Origin of the sequence: Mycobacterium gallinarum, from assembly GCF_010726765.1 — a bacterium.
In the GTDB taxonomy this organism is placed as follows: Bacteria; Actinomycetota; Actinomycetes; order Mycobacteriales; family Mycobacteriaceae; genus Mycobacterium; species Mycobacterium gallinarum.
Window position 1 is genome coordinate 538,055 of the sequence record NZ_AP022601.1, and the last position, 14,921, is coordinate 552,975.

Annotated in this window: 15 protein-coding genes; 10 read left to right on the forward strand and 5 right to left on the reverse strand. The window is 67.2% G+C overall.

The window, feature by feature from the left end; all coding sequences use genetic code 11:
* Window positions 1-25: 25 nt before the first annotated feature.
* Window positions 26-1,468 carry a MocR-like transcription factor YczR gene (yczR, locus tag G6N42_RS02585; RefSeq protein WP_163725643.1) on the reverse strand — a complete coding sequence of 481 codons (1,443 nt, stop codon included), beginning with the start codon at window positions 1,466-1,468 and terminating at the stop codon, window positions 26-28.
* Window positions 1,469-1,531: 63 nt separating this feature from the next.
* Between yczR and G6N42_RS02590 the strand changes: the two genes are divergently transcribed.
* The 8 genes from G6N42_RS02590 (at window position 1,532) to G6N42_RS02625 (ending at window position 7,677) form a co-directional block, all read left to right on the forward strand.
* On the forward strand, window positions 1,532-1,687 hold the full coding sequence (locus G6N42_RS02590) for a hypothetical protein (RefSeq protein ID WP_232076063.1): 156 nt from the start codon (window positions 1,532-1,534) through the stop codon (window positions 1,685-1,687).
* Between the two features lie 8 nt (window positions 1,688-1,695).
* Window positions 1,696-2,427, forward strand: a complete 732-nt coding sequence (gene yczE / locus G6N42_RS02595; protein ID WP_410506616.1) for a membrane protein YczE — start codon at window positions 1,696-1,698, stop codon at window positions 2,425-2,427.
* On the forward strand, window positions 2,385-3,227 hold the full coding sequence (locus G6N42_RS02600; protein ID WP_163725650.1) for an ABC transporter ATP-binding protein: 843 nt from the start codon (window positions 2,385-2,387) through the stop codon (window positions 3,225-3,227). Before yczE ends, G6N42_RS02600 begins: the two co-directional genes overlap by 43 nt.
* A gap of 76 nt (window positions 3,228-3,303) precedes the next feature.
* A complete protein-coding gene (locus G6N42_RS02605) occupies window positions 3,304-4,095 on the forward strand; it encodes an NUDIX hydrolase (protein ID WP_174262204.1) in 792 nt (263 codons plus the stop codon).
* Window positions 4,092-4,739, forward strand: a complete 648-nt coding sequence (locus tag G6N42_RS02610; protein ID WP_163725656.1) for an enoyl-CoA hydratase — start codon at window positions 4,092-4,094, stop codon at window positions 4,737-4,739. Before G6N42_RS02605 ends, G6N42_RS02610 begins: the two co-directional genes overlap by 4 nt.
* 11 nt (window positions 4,740-4,750) lie before the next feature.
* The gene (locus G6N42_RS02615; protein ID WP_163725659.1) at window positions 4,751-5,725 is read left to right on the forward strand and encodes a class I SAM-dependent methyltransferase; all 975 of its coding nucleotides are present in this window, start codon (window positions 4,751-4,753) and stop codon (window positions 5,723-5,725) included.
* On the forward strand, window positions 5,683-6,885 hold the full coding sequence (locus G6N42_RS02620) for a THUMP-like domain-containing protein (RefSeq protein ID WP_434059606.1): 1,203 nt from the start codon (window positions 5,683-5,685) through the stop codon (window positions 6,883-6,885). Before G6N42_RS02615 ends, G6N42_RS02620 begins: the two co-directional genes overlap by 43 nt.
* A 93-nt stretch (window positions 6,886-6,978) precedes the next feature.
* The gene (locus G6N42_RS02625; protein WP_163725665.1) at window positions 6,979-7,677 is read left to right on the forward strand and encodes an esterase; all 699 of its coding nucleotides are present in this window, start codon (window positions 6,979-6,981) and stop codon (window positions 7,675-7,677) included.
* Here the strand turns inward: G6N42_RS02625 and G6N42_RS02630 are convergent.
* The gene (locus G6N42_RS02630; protein WP_197905517.1) at window positions 7,674-8,972 is read right to left on the reverse strand and encodes an outer membrane protein assembly factor BamB family protein; all 1,299 of its coding nucleotides are present in this window, start codon (window positions 8,970-8,972) and stop codon (window positions 7,674-7,676) included. The two genes, G6N42_RS02625 and G6N42_RS02630, sit on opposite strands and share 4 nt — an antisense overlap.
* 90 nt (window positions 8,973-9,062) lie before the next feature.
* Between G6N42_RS02630 and G6N42_RS02635 the strand changes: the two genes are divergently transcribed.
* The gene (locus G6N42_RS02635; protein ID WP_163725668.1) at window positions 9,063-9,800 is read left to right on the forward strand and encodes an acyltransferase; all 738 of its coding nucleotides are present in this window, start codon (window positions 9,063-9,065) and stop codon (window positions 9,798-9,800) included.
* 89 nt (window positions 9,801-9,889) lie between these two features.
* Window positions 9,890-11,125, forward strand: coding sequence for a carboxylesterase family protein (locus tag G6N42_RS02640; protein WP_232076064.1), 1,236 nt, complete (start codon window positions 9,890-9,892; stop codon window positions 11,123-11,125).
* 13 nt (window positions 11,126-11,138) lie between these two features.
* On the opposite strand, the gene G6N42_RS02645 is transcribed toward G6N42_RS02640, so the two are convergent.
* The 3 genes from G6N42_RS02645 to G6N42_RS02655 all read right to left on the reverse strand — a co-directional run bounded on the left by G6N42_RS02645 (window position 11,139) and on the right by G6N42_RS02655 (window position 14,771).
* On the reverse strand, window positions 11,139-12,380 hold the full coding sequence (locus G6N42_RS02645) for a glycosyltransferase family 4 protein (RefSeq protein WP_163725675.1): 1,242 nt from the start codon (window positions 12,378-12,380) through the stop codon (window positions 11,139-11,141).
* Window positions 12,381-12,474: 94 nt separating this feature from the next.
* Window positions 12,475-13,998: a 1,4-alpha-glucan branching protein domain-containing protein gene (locus G6N42_RS02650; protein WP_163725678.1), complete on the reverse strand. Its 1,524-nt coding sequence runs from the start codon at window positions 13,996-13,998 to the stop codon at window positions 12,475-12,477.
* Complete coding sequence (locus G6N42_RS02655; protein WP_163725681.1) at window positions 13,995-14,771, reverse strand: class I SAM-dependent methyltransferase; 777 nt, start codon at window positions 14,769-14,771, stop codon at window positions 13,995-13,997. The genes G6N42_RS02650 and G6N42_RS02655 overlap by 4 nt, the downstream gene beginning before the upstream one ends.
* Window positions 14,772-14,921: the final 150 nt, after the last annotated feature.

The window sequence follows — 14,921 nt, forward strand, 5'->3', positions numbered from 1 at the left end:
CTCACGGGGCCCCACGCGCGGAGATCTAGACGACGACGGTCGTCGGCTCCGGTGTTGCCGACCCCGTGATGCTGTGCCACGCACGGGCCAGCAGTTCGATGGCTTCGGCGAGCTGCTCCTCGGGCAGCGCGTATGGGATGCGCACGAATCGTTCCAGCGTCCCGTCGACCCCGAAGCGCGGCCCCGCGGGCAGGTCGAGGCCCAGCCGCGAGGCGGCCGCCGAAAGCGCGGTGCTCATCGGCGCGGGCAGACGCACCCACAGCGACATACCGCCGACGCCTGTGCCGGGCTCCCAGTCGGGCAGGTGACGACTCAGCAGCGACTGCAGCAGGGCGCGACGGGTCCGCAGGATCTCGCGGCGCTCAGGCAGGATCTCGTCGCGGGAGCCGAGAAGCCTTGCCGCGGCGAACTGTTCGAGCACCGGAGTACCCATGTCGATCGACGGCCGCAACGCAGCGATCGTCGCGATGGTGGCGCGCTCGGCGCGGATCCAGCCGACGCGCAATCCTCCCCAGAACGACTTCGACATCGAGCCGACGGTCATGACCAGGTCGCGTCGCGTCGTCATGAATGCCGCCATGGGAGTCGGCATCGGCTCGTCCAGCCACATGTCGAGGATCGTCTCGTCGATGACCGTGCGGGTGCGTGTCTCGGCGATGATGCGGGCCAAGCGTTTCCGGTCCTCCACGGGCATGGTGAGCCCAGTGGGGTTCTGGTTGTCCGGGATGAAGTACGCCAGATTCGGGGCGAGCTGGTGGACCGCCGCCTGCACGGCGTCGAGCTCCCAGCCGGACTCGGTCATCGCAACCGGGACCGGTCGCGCCCCTGCGGTCGTGATGGCGGACAGTGCGCCGTGATAGGTGGGCTGCTCGACCAGCACGCGGTCGCCCGGCTGCACGTACGTCGTCAGGATCAACGAGATCGCGTGCAGCGCCCCCGTCGTCACCAGCACCTCTTCGGGATCGGTGGGAAGGCCACGCTCGCAATATCTTTCAGCGATCGCCTGACGCAGCGCGCTCACTCCGACGAGTTCATGTCCCGGTTCGTGCAGGTACGGCGTGACGTCGCGGGTGGCGTCGACGAACGCCTCCATGACGGCGGCGGCGGGGGCGGACAGCGCGGCCGCGGCAAGACTCAGCGCGGTCGGCATGCCTTCGTTCCTGACCGAGGGCGCGACCGGCAGTGCCGTCGTGCTCCTGGCCCCTCGCCGAGCGTTGAGATAGCCGTCCTCGCGAAGTTGCGTGAAGGCGGCGGTGACCGTCGTGCGCGAGACCCGCAGCACATCGGCGAGCGTGCGCTCGCTGGGCAGTCGTGCGCCGACCGGTACCCGACCGTCGATGATCAGCAACCGGATAGCGTCGGCCAGTCCCTGGTAGGCAGGTCCACTTTGACTGGACGTACGCCAATTCCCCAATTCGCGGGCCAAGAGGTCCACATCGAGCGCTCTGGCGGCCATTTCTACGGTCATTTGCAAGCCAGTATGCGCTAACTGGCTATTGATGAGCAAGCCAGTCGACCGGATTATCGAAGTGTGAGAACGAATTGGATATCAAAACTGGGCCGCGAACTGGCGAGGATGTTCAGCTGGCAGGCGCCGGCCGGATGCGTTGACTTCCTGGACCGCGATGCCGAGCGCATGGCGCGCGAAGTGGAGCTCATCCGCATGCGCTTCCCGCATCACTCGTGACGGGCTTGCTGACGCGAGGGTCGCTTCGCGGTACGGCGCTGCTGGTCGGCCTCGCCGGTTACGGCTTCTCCATGGCGATGATGGTGCGCTCCGGGCTCGGACTCGACCCCTGGGATGTGTTCCACCAAGGGTTGGCCCTGCACACGGGCATGACGATCGGCATCGCGTCGGCGGTGGTCGGCGTTGTCGTGCTGCTGGCGTGGATACCGCTGCGGAACCGGCCCGGCATCGGCACCATCGCCAACGTCATCGTCATAGCGATCACGGTCGACCTCGGTCTGCTGCTGATGCAGGCGCCGACGTCGATGCCGGCGCGTATCGCGATGATGGTCGGCGCTGTCGTGCTCAACGCGTTCAGCACGGTGCTCTATGTCGGGGCCGGGCTCGGTCCGGGTCCCCGCGATGGCCTGATGACTGGACTGGTCGTGCGAACTGGTCTGTCCGTGCGATTGGTTCGCACGTCGATCGAGGCGTCCGTGCTCGCGATCGGATGGCTGCTCGGCGGCACGGTCGGTGTCGGCACCGTGCTCTACGCGTTCGGCATCGGTCCGCTTGTCCAATTCTTCGTGCGCATCACGCCGAAGCCGATTCTTGCCGTGAGCGGGTGGGCCAACGTCGCACAGGCGAGCGAATTGGGCGCGCATACAGTCCGCAGCGGTGCGTCAGCGCGCCGAATTCGCCACACTACGATGGGCAGGTGCCAGTCGTCGAAGGAGATACAGCCGACCCCGACCTGCTGATCGACTTCGCCAAGGTGTCTCTGCGCCGCGGCGGCCAGGTTCTGGTGGGGCCCATCACGTGGTCGGTCGAACTCGACGAACGCTGGGTGGTCATCGGCCCCAACGGCGCGGGCAAGACGTCACTCCTACGAATCGCCGCCGCGATGGAGCATCCGTCCTCGGGTACCGCGCTGGTCCTCGGTGAGCGCCTCGGCAGGACCGACATGGCGGAGTTGCGGTCCCGCGTCGGGTTGAGCAGTTCCGCGCTTTCGCAGCGGGTGCCCGACGATGAGGTGGTCCGAGACCTGGTCGTGTCGGCCGGTTACTCGGTGATGGGCCGGTGGCGGGAGCGCTACGACGACATCGACTACGAGCAGGCGATCGACATGCTGGAGAGCGTCGGCGCCGAGCATCTCGCCGAGCGCGCCTACGGCACGCTGTCCGAGGGGGAGCGCAAGCGCGTGCTGATCGCGCGGTCGATGATGACCGATCCCGAATTGCTTCTGCTCGACGAGCCCGCGGCGGGCCTCGATCTCGGCGGTCGCGAAGACCTGCTTGCGCGATTGGAGGACCTGGCTCTCGACCCGGACTCTCCGGCGCTGGTGCTCGTCACCCACCACGTCGAGGAGATCCCGCGCGGTTTCTCCCACGGTCTGATCCTGTCGGAGGGCAAAGTCGTCGACTCCGGCCTGCTTCCCGACGTCCTGACCGCCGAGAATCTGTCCACGGCGTTCGGCCAGTCGATCCTTCTCGAAAAGGCCGACGGACGCTACTTCGCGCGTCGGGCAAGAAGCCGCGCGGCGCACAGGAGGCGAGCATGACTTTTCGGAGGGTAGGAACGAAGTGACTGGGGATCAAACGCAAGATCCACTGGTCCCGAGACCGGCCGCGACGGTCATGCTGGTCCGCGACACCGCGGCCGGGATCAAGGTTTTTCTGATGCGGCGGCACTCGGCGATGGACTTCGTCGCCGGCGTGATGGTGTTCCCGGGCGGCGGCGTCGACGACCGCGACCGCAACGCCGACATCGCCTGGTACGGGCCCGAACCCACCTGGTGGGCGGAACGATTCGCCGTCGCGCCCGATCTGGCTGAAGCGCTGGTGTGCGCCGCGGCGCGGGAGACCTTCGAAGAGTCCGGTGTGTTGTTCGCCGGGCCCGCCGACGATCCCGACGGCATCGTCAGTGACGCGTCGATCTACGGCGATGCCCGTACGGCGCTGGCGAATCACTCGCTGTCCTTCGCCGATTTCCTGCGTAGCGAGAAGCTGGTGCTGCGCGCGGATCTGCTTCGGCCGTGGGCGAATTGGGTGACGCCCAAGGAGGAGCGCACCCGCCGCTACGACACCTACTTCTTCGTGGGTGCGCTACCGGAAGGCCAGCGGGCCGACGGTGAGAACACCGAAACCGATAAGGCGTTCTGGAGCACGCCGCAGGCCGGTCTCGACGAGTTCGCCGAGGGCAAGTCGTTTCTGCTCCCGCCCACGTGGACCCAGCTCGATTCACTCAACGGGCGCACAGTCGCCGAAGTGCTTGCCGTGGAGCGCAAGATCGTGCCGGTCGAGCCGCATCTGGCGGCCGATACGGACACCGGCAACTGGGAGATCGAGTTCTTCAACAGCGACCGGTACAACGCCGCACGCAACCGTCGCGCGCCCGACGGCTACAGCCGGGACGCACCGTCGGCATGAGCGAGTTCGTATCCGTCCACACCAGCGAGCAGCACCCGGGTATCGCGACGCTGCTGCTGTCCCGTCCGCCGACCAACGCGCTCACCCGGCAGGTGTACCGCGAGCTCGAAGCGGCCGCGGCGGATATCGGCGGTCGCGAGGACGTCCGCGCCGTCATCATCTTCGGTGGTCACGAGATCTTCTCCGCCGGCGACGACGTACCCGAGCGGTCGCTGCTCAACGGCGCCGAATCCGCAGAGGCGGCCCGGGTGTGCCGGGGCGCGGTCGACGCGCTCGCCGCGATCCCCAGGCCGACGGTCGCCGCGATCACGGGGTACGCGCTGGGCGGCGGACTGAACCTGTCGCTGGCCGCGGACTGGCGGGTCGCCGGCGACAACGTCAGGTTCGGGGTGACCGAGATTCTCGCCGGACTGGCGCCCGCGGGTGGCACGTCGCGGCTGGTCAGCACGGTCGGCCTGTCCAAGGCCAAGGACATGGTGTTCAGCGGGCGGTTCATGGACGCCAAGGAGGCGCTGGCACTGGGCCTGATCGACGAGATGGTCGCGCCCGACGGCGTGTACGACGCGGCCCTGGCGTGGGCGCAGCGGTTCGTCGAACACCCAGCTCAGGTACTGGCTGCCGCCAAGGCCGCCTTCGACCTTTAGGCTGCCCTGTTATGACGAGTTCTGACGCCGCTCCGGTTCCCAACCCGCACGCCACCGCGGAGCAGGTCGAGGCGGCGCGCCACGACTCCAAGCTCGCCCAGGTGCTGTACCACGATTGGGAGGCCGAGTCGTACGACGACAAGTGGTCGATCTCCTACGACAAGCGCTGCGTTGATTATGCCCGCGATCTGTTCGACGCGACGGTGCCCGAGGACGAGCTGCGCAACTTGCCCTACGACCGTGCGCTCGAGCTCGGCTGCGGTAGCGGTTTTTTCCTCCTCAACCTGATCCAGGCGGGGGTGGCGCGCCGCGGCTCGGTCACCGACTTGTCGCCGGGCATGGTGAAGGTGGCCCTGCGCAACGGCGAGAACCTCGGCCTCGAAATCGACGGTCGGGTTGCCGACGCAGAAGGCATTCCGTACGACGATGACACCTTCGACCTTGTCGTCGGCCACGCGGTGTTGCATCACATCCCGGACGTCGAGTTGTCGCTGCGTGAGGTCGTGCGGGTGCTCAAGCCCGGCGGCCGGTTCATCTTCGCGGGCGAGCCGAGCAACGCCGGTGAGAACTACGCGCGGCCGTTGTCGACGTTGACGTGGCGCGCGGTGACGAACCTGACGAAACTGCCGGGGCTGTCGAGTTGGCGCCGCCCGCAGGAGGAGCTCGATGAGTCCTCACGAGCGGCCGCGTTGGAAGCGATCGTCGACTTGCACACTTTTTCTCCCGGCGACTTGGAGCGTATGGCACACAGCGCGGGGGCCGTCGAGGTATCGACTGCCACAACGGAATTCACCGCTGCGATGCTCGGCTGGCCGTTGCGCACGCTCGAGGCCGCAGTGCCGCCCGGCCGGCTGGGTTGGGGCTACGCGAAATTCGCCTTCAACAGCTGGATCGCGTTGAGTTGGGTTGACAACAACCTGTGGCGGCAGGTCGTCCCCAAGGGCTGGTTCTACAACGTGATGGTCACCGGGGTCAAGCCGTCGTAGATTTTCGGCTCGACGACGTCGAGTACCTGTGCAGCGCCGTCGGCAAGCAGGCGCTGCGCGAAGTCGCTGACCTGCGGCTCACCGATACCACATTGGTCGCCGATATCGCCACGGCGCGTAAGCGTTTCGGTGAATGGTCCGCTGTTCTGGTGGAAACGACGCTGTTGCGGCGCAGGGCCGCGGCGAAGTTCGACGATCCCGGAGACTGGCTGTTCACCGACGAGGCGCTGCAGCAGGCGACGGCGCAGCGCGTCGCCGCTCACCGCGCCCGACGCTTGTCGGGCGCGGTGGTGCACGACGCGACGTGTTCCGTCGGCACCGAACTTGCCGCGCTGCGAAACTGCGCAACCGCTCTCGTCGGCAGCGATCTCGACCCGGTCCGGTTGGCGATGGCACGGAACAACGTGGTCGGCGTGGATGTGTGCCGGGCCGACGCGCTGCGGCCGATCACCACGTCGGCCGTCGTCCTGCTCGACCCGGCACGCCGCAGCGGCGGACGGCGCCGGTTCGATCCGCGGGACTACACCCCGGGACTCGATGTGCTGCTCGACGTGTACCGCGGCCGGGATTTCGCCGTAAAGTGCGCGCCGGGAATCGATTTCGACGGGATCAAGCAGCTGGGTTTCTCCGGCGAAATCGAGGTGACGTCGGTCGGCGGCGGTGTGCGCGAAGCGTGCCTGTGGTCGACGGGACTGGCGGCGCCCGGCGTGACCCGCCGAGCCAGCATGCTCGACACGGGGGAGGAGATCACCGACGCCGACCCCGACGACTGCACAATCGCGCCGGCCGGTCGATGGATTGTCGATCCCGACGGCGCGGTGGTCCGCGCGGGCCTGGTGCGCCACTACGGCGCCAGACATGGGTTGTGGCAACTCGACGCTGATATCGCCTACCTGTCCGGTGATCGGTTGCCGACCGGGGTCCGTGGTTTCGAGGTGCTCGAGGAACTCGGCTACAGCGAACGCCGCCTGCGTCAGGCGCTTTCGGGCCGCGACGTGGGCGCAGTCGAAATCCTGGTCCGCGGTGTCGATGTCGATCCCGACGCGCTGCGAAGGCGGCTCAGACTGCGCGGCGCGCAGGCGGTCTCGGTGGTGATCACCCGCCTCGGTGCTGGGGCCGCAAGTAGGGCAACGGCATTCATCTGCCGTCCTTCTCGCTGAATTTCTGCCGTTCGGCCGTCCGCGCAAAGTCCACGTACCCTGACAGTGATGCACCGGCGGTCGAGCCGGAGCCGGCTGCGAGGACGTCCAACGATGCGCATTCTCAAGGTGGCGGCCGCCGTCATGGCGGCGTGTGCCGTGACCGGCACCATCGGCACTCCGACAGCGATGGCTCAGTCGGCATGCGCCGAGTTGGGCGGTACCGTGGGCCCGGACCAAACCTGTGCGGTGCACGCCGAAAACGACACGTACCTCCTCGACTTCACCTTCCCGGCGCAGTACCCGGATCAGCAAGCGGTGGCCGACTACCTGACGCAGGCGCGCGTCGGCTTCGTCAACGTCTCGGAGATGCCCGGCTCACGCGGCCTGCCTTATGTGCTCGACGCCAAGGGCACCGGCTACCGTTCGGGGTTGCCCCTGGTCGGCACCGAGAGTCTGGTGTTCGAGGTGTACCAGAACGTCGGCGGCGCGCGTCCGCAGACCTACTACGAGTCGTTCAACTGGAACCTCGCCACCAAGGCGCCCATCACGTTCGACTCGCTGTTCAAACCGGGCACCAAACCGCTCGACGTGATCTACCCCGCGGTGAACGACGACCTGTTCAGAACGCAGGGGGTGCTGAACGCGATACCGCAGAGCGTGGGACTCGATCCGGCCAATTACCAGACCTTCGCGCTGACCGATGACAAGGTGCTGTTCTTCTTCAGCCAGGGCCAGATGCTCGCGGAATCGGCGGGACCGGTCCAGGCATCGGTGCCGCGCGCGGCTCTCGCGCCGATGCTGGCGCTCTAAGCCGGCGCGAATCCGTATACGCGGCCTTCGCTTGTCGCGGTGACGACGCGGCGGTCATGTCCGATGGAGACACCGACGGGCCAGCCGCCCGCGTTGGGCAGTGGATAGCGGTTGAGGGTGCGGCCGTCGGCCGGGTCGAACACGAGCAACGCCTGACCGGTTTCCCCGTCGCGTGCGACTGCGTAAGCCGTGTGTGCGCCGGACTGACTCGATGTCGTCAGCGGTGCGACGTCGTCGCGGGTCCACTCCACCTCGCCCCGGTCACCGGAATCCTTGATGCCCATCAGCTTCGCGCCGGGTCCACCGCCGGCCACGATCAGCCCGTCAGGTGACACCGACGGGGGCGTCTGCGCCAGATAGTCCAGTGGGACCGACCATTTCGGCTCACCATTGTCGGTGTTGATCGCCCACAGGTGTTCGTCGCGTCCGTTGACGTACACGGTCGATCCGTCCGCGGACAGCACCGGGCTGGCGAGCGGACCGCCGCCGACGGCGTCGCTGGTCCACTCGCGCGTGATCATCGGGTTCTGTCCTGGGCGGTAGCGCAACCCGACAAGAACGGGAGCGTCGGTGTCCGGCTCCCACAGGCTGAGCACGACGCTTCCGGTCTGCTCCGCGAAGGCCGGTGCGGCCGCCACCGGGCAGCGCGGACGGGCAGGGCGGCAGTCGGCGAGTCCGCGCTCGGGATCCTTGGGGTCGACACCGGCGACGAGATCCAGGGGAGATCCGTCGACCACACCCTTCTGGGCGTCGAACACCAGCACCTGGCCCAGGTGCGTGACCACCAGCAGGTGGCCCGGAGCCAAGATCCGCGGCGTGGTCGGCATCCCGATGACGGGTTGACGCCACCGGATCCACTGCGTCGGCGGGAACGAGAGCATGGCACCGGGCTGACCGACGTAGAGGTTGTCGAAACCATCGAAAAGAGGACCGGAGAGCGGGCCCTCGGTACCCGGCCCCTGCGCCAAGCGGGTGCACCAGCGCTGCCGGGCACGATTGTCGGTCTCCCACACCATCAGCGAGCAGCCCGCCGGGGTTTGCGCGTTCACGGCCAGGTAGCTGCCGGATCCCAGCGCTACCGAGGCGGCGAGTTCGCCCTTGACCGAGCGCGTCCACTCCAGCCGCAACCCGTCGGCGCCCGCGGTCGATTCGTAGCTGCTGTTGCGGGCGTCGCCGTACTGGGCGGGCCAGCCCGACGCGGGATGGGACTCGACCCAACTGTCGGTGTTCCCGCATCCCGCCAATGCGGCCATGATCAGCACTGTTGACGCCAGCACGATCGATCGCCGGAACACTGCGCCCTTTCGGTTTCGTTCAAGAAGGCCTTGGAAGTCCCAGTGAGGGTAACCGTTCGGCGCCGAACGGCTCGCGTAGGCTTTCCGGCCATGACGACGATGTGGGGCGCGCCGCTACACAAGCGGTGGCGGGGTTCGCGGCTGCGCGACCCGCGCCAGGCCAAGTTCCTCACCATGGCCTCGCTGAAATGGGTCATCGCCAATCGGGCCTACACGCCGTGGTACCTCGTGCGTTACTGGCGGCTGCTGAAGTTCAAGCTTGCCAATCCGCACATCATCACCCGCGGCATGGTGTTCCTCGGCAAGGGCGTGGAGATCCAGGCGACGCCGGAGTTGTCGACGATGGAGATCGGTCGCTGGGTGCACATCGGCGACAAGAACACGATCCGCTGCCACGAAGGCTCGCTGCGTTTCGGCGACAAGGTCGTCCTGGGCAGAGACAACGTGATCAACACCTATCTCGACATCGAACTCGGTGACTCCGTGCTGATGGCGGACTGGGTGTATGTCTGCGACTTCGACCATCGGATGGACAGCATCGAGCTGCCGATCAAGGACCAGGGCATCGTCAAAGGGCCGGTACGGATCGGACCCGACACCTGGGTCGCGACCAAGGTGACGATCCTGCGTAACACGATGATCGGACGTGGTTGCGTGCTGGGGTCACACGCCGTGGTCAAAGGCGAGATTCCGGACTTCTCGATCGCCGTCGGCGCGCCGGCGAAGATCGTCAAGAACCGCAAGCTGTCGTGGGAGACGTCGGCAGCCCAGCGCGCCGAGCTCGCCGCCGCTCTAGCCGACATCGAACGCAAGAAAGCCGCGCGCTAACGAACTCGCAGTCGTCGTTGCGGCGCGTCGATCTGTCGACGGGCCCTGCCTTGATCGAAGACGATGGTGTGCTTGTACGAGCGCGTGGTGTGCCTTACGCCAGCGCGAGCCGGTTCGTCTCGCCGATGTCGCCCGCCCGCTGGGACGGACCCCGCGAGCTCACCGTGCGCGGGCCCGTGTGTCCGCAACTGCCGTCACGGCTGGTGTTCGTGACAGGTCCGGTCATCGAGGGTCTGCACCACAGCGAGGACTGCCAGGTTCTCAGCGTCACCGCTCCCAGCGATGCCGACGGGCTGCCGGTGATGGTTTGGTTCCACGGCGGCGCCTATGTCTCCGGAAGCGGTGAGTCCCCGAACTACGATCCCGACGACCTCGTCGGCGAGGGCCGCGTCGTGGTGGTCACCGTCAGCTACCGGCTCGGCATCTTCGGCTACTGCACCCCTCGTGGCGTGGCCGAAGACAATCTCGGTCTGCGCGATCAGCTACTGGCGCTGCGGTGGGTGCACGACAACATCGCCGCATTCGGTGGTGACCCGGCGCGCATCACGTTGTTCGGGCAGTCCGCAGGCGGCGACTCGGTGTACTCGCTGATGCTGTCGGAGGCCGCCGACGGCCTGTACTCGCGCGCGATCATCCAGAGCGCGCCGCTGGGTATGCGTGAGGGCCGAGACGAAATGACGGCGGCGATGCGGGCGGCCGCCGCGGAATCGCTGGGCGACACTGACCCTTTCGCGGCGGGCGTGGACGAACTGCATCGCGCGCAGGTTGCGGCCGTGGTGGCGGCGCAGCGGTTCGGCCTCGTCAGCGGAATGGCCTTTGGGCCGTTGCTGGGTGTCGATCCGCTTCCGGCGGCAGGTGAAGTATCCGCCCGGATCGCGCGCGTGGCGCGAACGGTCGACCTGCTCGTCGGCTGCACCAGGCTCGACGCCGCCCCGTTCGTCGAAATCAGTCCACGAGCGTCGCGGTTGCGCGCACTGGGACCGTTCGCGAAGCCCGCCGCGCGCGTGGCCTCGGCAACGATGACTCGTCAAATCTTCGACGGGCCTGCACGCCGGTTCGCCGATCGGTGGCGAAGCGAGGGGGGTCGCGCATCGGTGTACCGGCTCGACTGGTCGCCTCGAGACGCGCCGTTGGGCGCCTGCCACTGCATGGATCTGCCGTTGCTGCTGGGTACGGGGTCCGCGTGGGCGGGCGCGCCGATGTTGGGCCCCCACCCAAATCCGGTGGATCACGAACTTGCCGTGCGGATGCGCGGGCTGTGGAGTCGCTTCGCCTACCACGGTGTCGACGGCCTGGGCGCCGAGCGGCTGCGGCTAGGGGTCTGACGGATACGATGACCTAGCGATCGGGCAGGGCGTGTTCGACGATGGGGCGGCGCCGATGAGGTTGGCGCTCACCACGTTTGGCGGCCACGTAGACCTGGGCGGTCTCGTCTGCAACGGTGTGCCAGGTGAAGGCCGCATTAAGGCGTTCCCGTGCGGCGACCGCCATGCGTTGTGCCCGATCGGGGTGATCGAGCACGGTGCGTACCGCCGCGGCCAGGCCGGCGATATCGCGCGGGGCGAACGACGTTCCGGTCTGACCGTCGATCACCGCCTCGCCCAGGCCGCCGACGTCAGACGTCACCAATGGAATACCCGTCGCGGCCGCCTCGAGAGCAACGATGCCGAACGGTTCGTAGTGGCTGGGCAGCACGGCGGCGTCGGCGGTGTGCAACAGTCGCACGAGCTGCTCGTGATCGAGATGGCCGACGAACGTTGTGGCCTTGAGCACCTTGTGCTTTCGCGCCTGCTGGACGAGCCACGTCTGCTGCGTGCCGGTGCCCGCCACCGTCAACGTCGTACCGGGATGGTGGCGCCGGATGCGGGGCATCGCCGCGATCAGGTCGTGGATGCCCTTCTCGTATTCGAGGCGACCCACGAACACCAGGTGAGGCGGCCCGGTACGCGGACGCCGTTTTGCGAACGGCCAGCGCGCGGCATCGATTCCGTTGCGGATGACCCGGGTCTCGGCGAGACCCGGTCCGAACAGCTCGGTGATCTCGTCGCTCATCGATACCGAACACGTGATCAGCGAGTCGGATTCGTGAACCAGCCACGACTCGACGGCGTGCACCTGTCGGCTGATCGCTCCCGACACCCACCCCGAATGCCTGCCCGCCTCGGTCGCGTGGATGGTGGATACGAGGGGGACGTCGAAGTATTCGGCCAGCGCGATCGCGGGATGCGCGACGAGCCAGTCATGGGCGTGCACCACGTCGGGTCGCCATGGCTTGGCGCGGGGACCCTTGATCGCCAATCCGGTCCGGACCATCGCATGGCCCATCGCCAGCGTCCAGGCCATCATGTCGGTGCCGAAGTCGAACTCGTGCGGATCCTGCGCCGCGGCGACAACCCTTACGCCCTCGGCGATCTCGTCGGTCGACGGGTGCGTGCTGGGGTCCGTACCGGACTGACGGCGGCTGAGTACCACGACCTCGTGGCCGGCCTCGGCGAGCGCCGTCGCGAGGTGATGCACGTGGCGTCCTAGTCCGCCGATGACCACCGGCGGGTATTCCCACGACACCATCAGGATTTTCACGGTCGCTCACTCCTGCGCGAGAGACCCCAAAAAGCACACCTAACACGGCGTGTCGGTGTACAGACACGGTCGCTCGCGGTGGGGAAGTGAGGATTCATCGCGGCAGACGCCTCGCGTCGAGCGCACCGAACAGTCCGTCAGCCCGGTTCCATCCGTTGGCGAGTCGTTGTGCGTGCTCCTCGCGGCCGGACGCCATCGCGAGGGCGATCTCGCGGGTGGCGTGGGCGTGCAGGTGTGCGCGATACCGCGCATAATCCGCGGCCGAGTCCTTGCTGACCATGAACGGCCAGTCGCTGGAGACCGTCAGCAGCGTTTCGCGCAGGATCTGGTCGGCGACGAAGTTACGGCTCGGCGGGGTGTCGGTGTCACCGAGCGCCTTGTCCACTGTCGTCAGTGCGGTGTCGACGACTTCGCTGTTCAACTGGACGAGGTCAGCCACCTGCTCGCCGGCCCACACCTGCCAGTCCTTGCCGGAACCCCAAGAGCTTGGCGGCAATTCGACAGGGGAACCTACGAAACCGTCCGCGATGGCGTCGGACAGGGTGCCGACCCGAACCCCGGCCTCGGGCAGCGCCCGCAACACCCGCTCCAGCCAGACGGGCCCCTCGTACCACCAATGCCCGAACAACTCGGTGTCGAAAGCCGCGATCACGTGTGCGGGCCTGCCGATCCGCTCGCTCTCGTTGATGAGGCGCTGGCGCACATGCGAGACGAAGTCGGCTACATGACCGTCGACTGCGCTGTCCGCACGGTCTGGGTCGTACGGCGCCTTCGCGTCGGAGTCGACGTTGCGGCCTGTGACGCGTGCCGGTTTCAGGCCCGTCGTGTGGTCGTAGGTGTGGAAGTCGCGGTACGCGGCGTGGCCCGGATAGCCGGACTTCGGTGACCACACCCGATAGCTGACCTGCAGGTCACGGCCGAACGCCACCACATTCGACGAGGCGACCGGCCGGCCCAACGCGGTGTCCCCGTGCAGCGACGGCCCGTCGACCATGAAATGGCCGATACCTGCTGCGGCGTAGTCGATTTCCATCCCTGGCGCGTAGGCGCATTCCGGCGCCCAAATCCCGTCGGGCGTATGGGCGAACCGCTGCTGGGCGTCGGCGAGGCCCTCCCTCAGGGCGAACTCGCGCAGTCGCGGATTCAACAGCGGCTGGAACGGATGCGAGAGCGGTCCGCCGAGCAGTTCGATGGCCTCGCAATCGATGAGCTCGCGCAACAGCGGGCTGCCGCCGTGCGCCCACAGTGTCGAGAAGTCGTCGAGTGCGCGTTCGGCCTCGGCCCGCTCGCGAACACCGAACTGCCGCAGCGGATCACCGAGCGTCGTCGCCTCGAGGGCGCGCAAGCCCCAGTTCGCCAGCCAGTGGTTCATCCCGGTCAGGCAGTAGGGGTCGTCGAGTTGTGCGGTGACGACCGGCGTCATGCCCAGGGTCACCAGGTGGCGACGGTCCTCGGCGGCGAGCCTGCGCAGGACACGCATCAGCGGGATGTAGGCCGCCGCCCACGATTGATAGAGCCACTCCTCGCCGACGGGCCAGCGTCCGTGATGGGCGAGCCAGGGCAGGTGGGTGTGGAGGACGAGCGTGAACTGCCCGGGCACCAGCTCCGAGCTGGTCATGGCCGCACCGCGATCGCAACCAGGTCGAGGCTGTCGTCGATATTGCGGTCGCCGTCCTCGGCGTCGACGAGGTCGAAGTCCGCCGTCGTCACCGAGCTGACGTCATCGAGCAGATCGGCGGACCACGGCGCATCCGCGAGCGCACGCGCGATCTGGGCGTCGATGATCGATCCACCGTGGCGGCCGTCGAGCTCGAGCAGCCTCGGCCCGTGGAACACGCCCAGCATCGACTCCACCGAAAAGCCCTCGCCGGAGATCAGTTCGGACAACTCGCTGGCATTGAGTTCCCGAGTGTGGAACGGGTTTATCGGGGTGTCGCGGCCGGGAGAGAAGGTGATCCGGTTCGGTGTCGACATCAACAGCACGCCGCCGGGGCGCAGCACACGCCGGCATTCCGCAACGAATTGCCCTTGATCCCAGAGATGTTCGATCACCTGAAAGTTGACCACCACATCCACCGCTGCGTCGGCAAGCGGGAGCTCAGCCAGGTTTCCCTGGCGGATGTCGACCCGCGGATAGCGGGCGCGGACGTGCGCGACAGCCGAGTCGTCGTAGTCCAGGCCGATGACAGTGTTCGCGACATCGGCGATCAGATCGGCGCCGTAGCCCTCGCCGCAGCCGGCTTCGAGAACGTCGCGATCCGCGCAAAGACTGGCCAGCCGTTCATAGACGACCTCATGGCGGCGGAACCAGTAGTTCTCCTCCGCGAGGCCCGGAACCGTGCGTTCGCCGGTCAAAGGCAGGTCCGGACCATCGGTGACGAATGCGCTCATTGGAAGGCAGGCTAACGTGAAACGGCTCACTGGCGAACTGTTCACCGCCTACGTGCTGCTAGAACACAAACTTCGACCAGCTATGGTGTTCCTGCGAACCACCAAAAGTTACCCGCGAGTAACATGATGGTGATTGCTTGAAACGTGGTA

What these genes read in the sequence shown, in the direction of transcription:
- yczR (WP_163725643.1), bottom strand. Translation starts at nt 1,468, where the DNA reads ATGACCGTAGAAATGGCCGCCAGAGCGCTCGATGTGGACCTCTTGGCC.
- G6N42_RS02605 (WP_174262204.1), top strand. Translation starts at nt 3,304, where the DNA reads ATGCTGGTCCGCGACACCGCGGCCGGGATCAAGGTTTTTCTGATGCGG.
- G6N42_RS02610 (WP_163725656.1), top strand. Translation starts at nt 4,092, where the DNA reads ATGAGCGAGTTCGTATCCGTCCACACCAGCGAGCAGCACCCGGGTATC.
- G6N42_RS02615 (WP_163725659.1), top strand. Translation starts at nt 4,751, where the DNA reads ATGACGAGTTCTGACGCCGCTCCGGTTCCCAACCCGCACGCCACCGCG.
- G6N42_RS02625 (WP_163725665.1), top strand. Translation starts at nt 6,979, where the DNA reads ATGCGCATTCTCAAGGTGGCGGCCGCCGTCATGGCGGCGTGTGCCGTG.
- G6N42_RS02635 (WP_163725668.1), top strand. Translation starts at nt 9,063, where the DNA reads ATGACGACGATGTGGGGCGCGCCGCTACACAAGCGGTGGCGGGGTTCG.
- G6N42_RS02650 (WP_163725678.1), bottom strand. Translation starts at nt 13,998, where the DNA reads ATGACCAGCTCGGAGCTGGTGCCCGGGCAGTTCACGCTCGTCCTCCAC.
- G6N42_RS02655 (WP_163725681.1), bottom strand. Translation starts at nt 14,771, where the DNA reads ATGAGCGCATTCGTCACCGATGGTCCGGACCTGCCTTTGACCGGCGAA.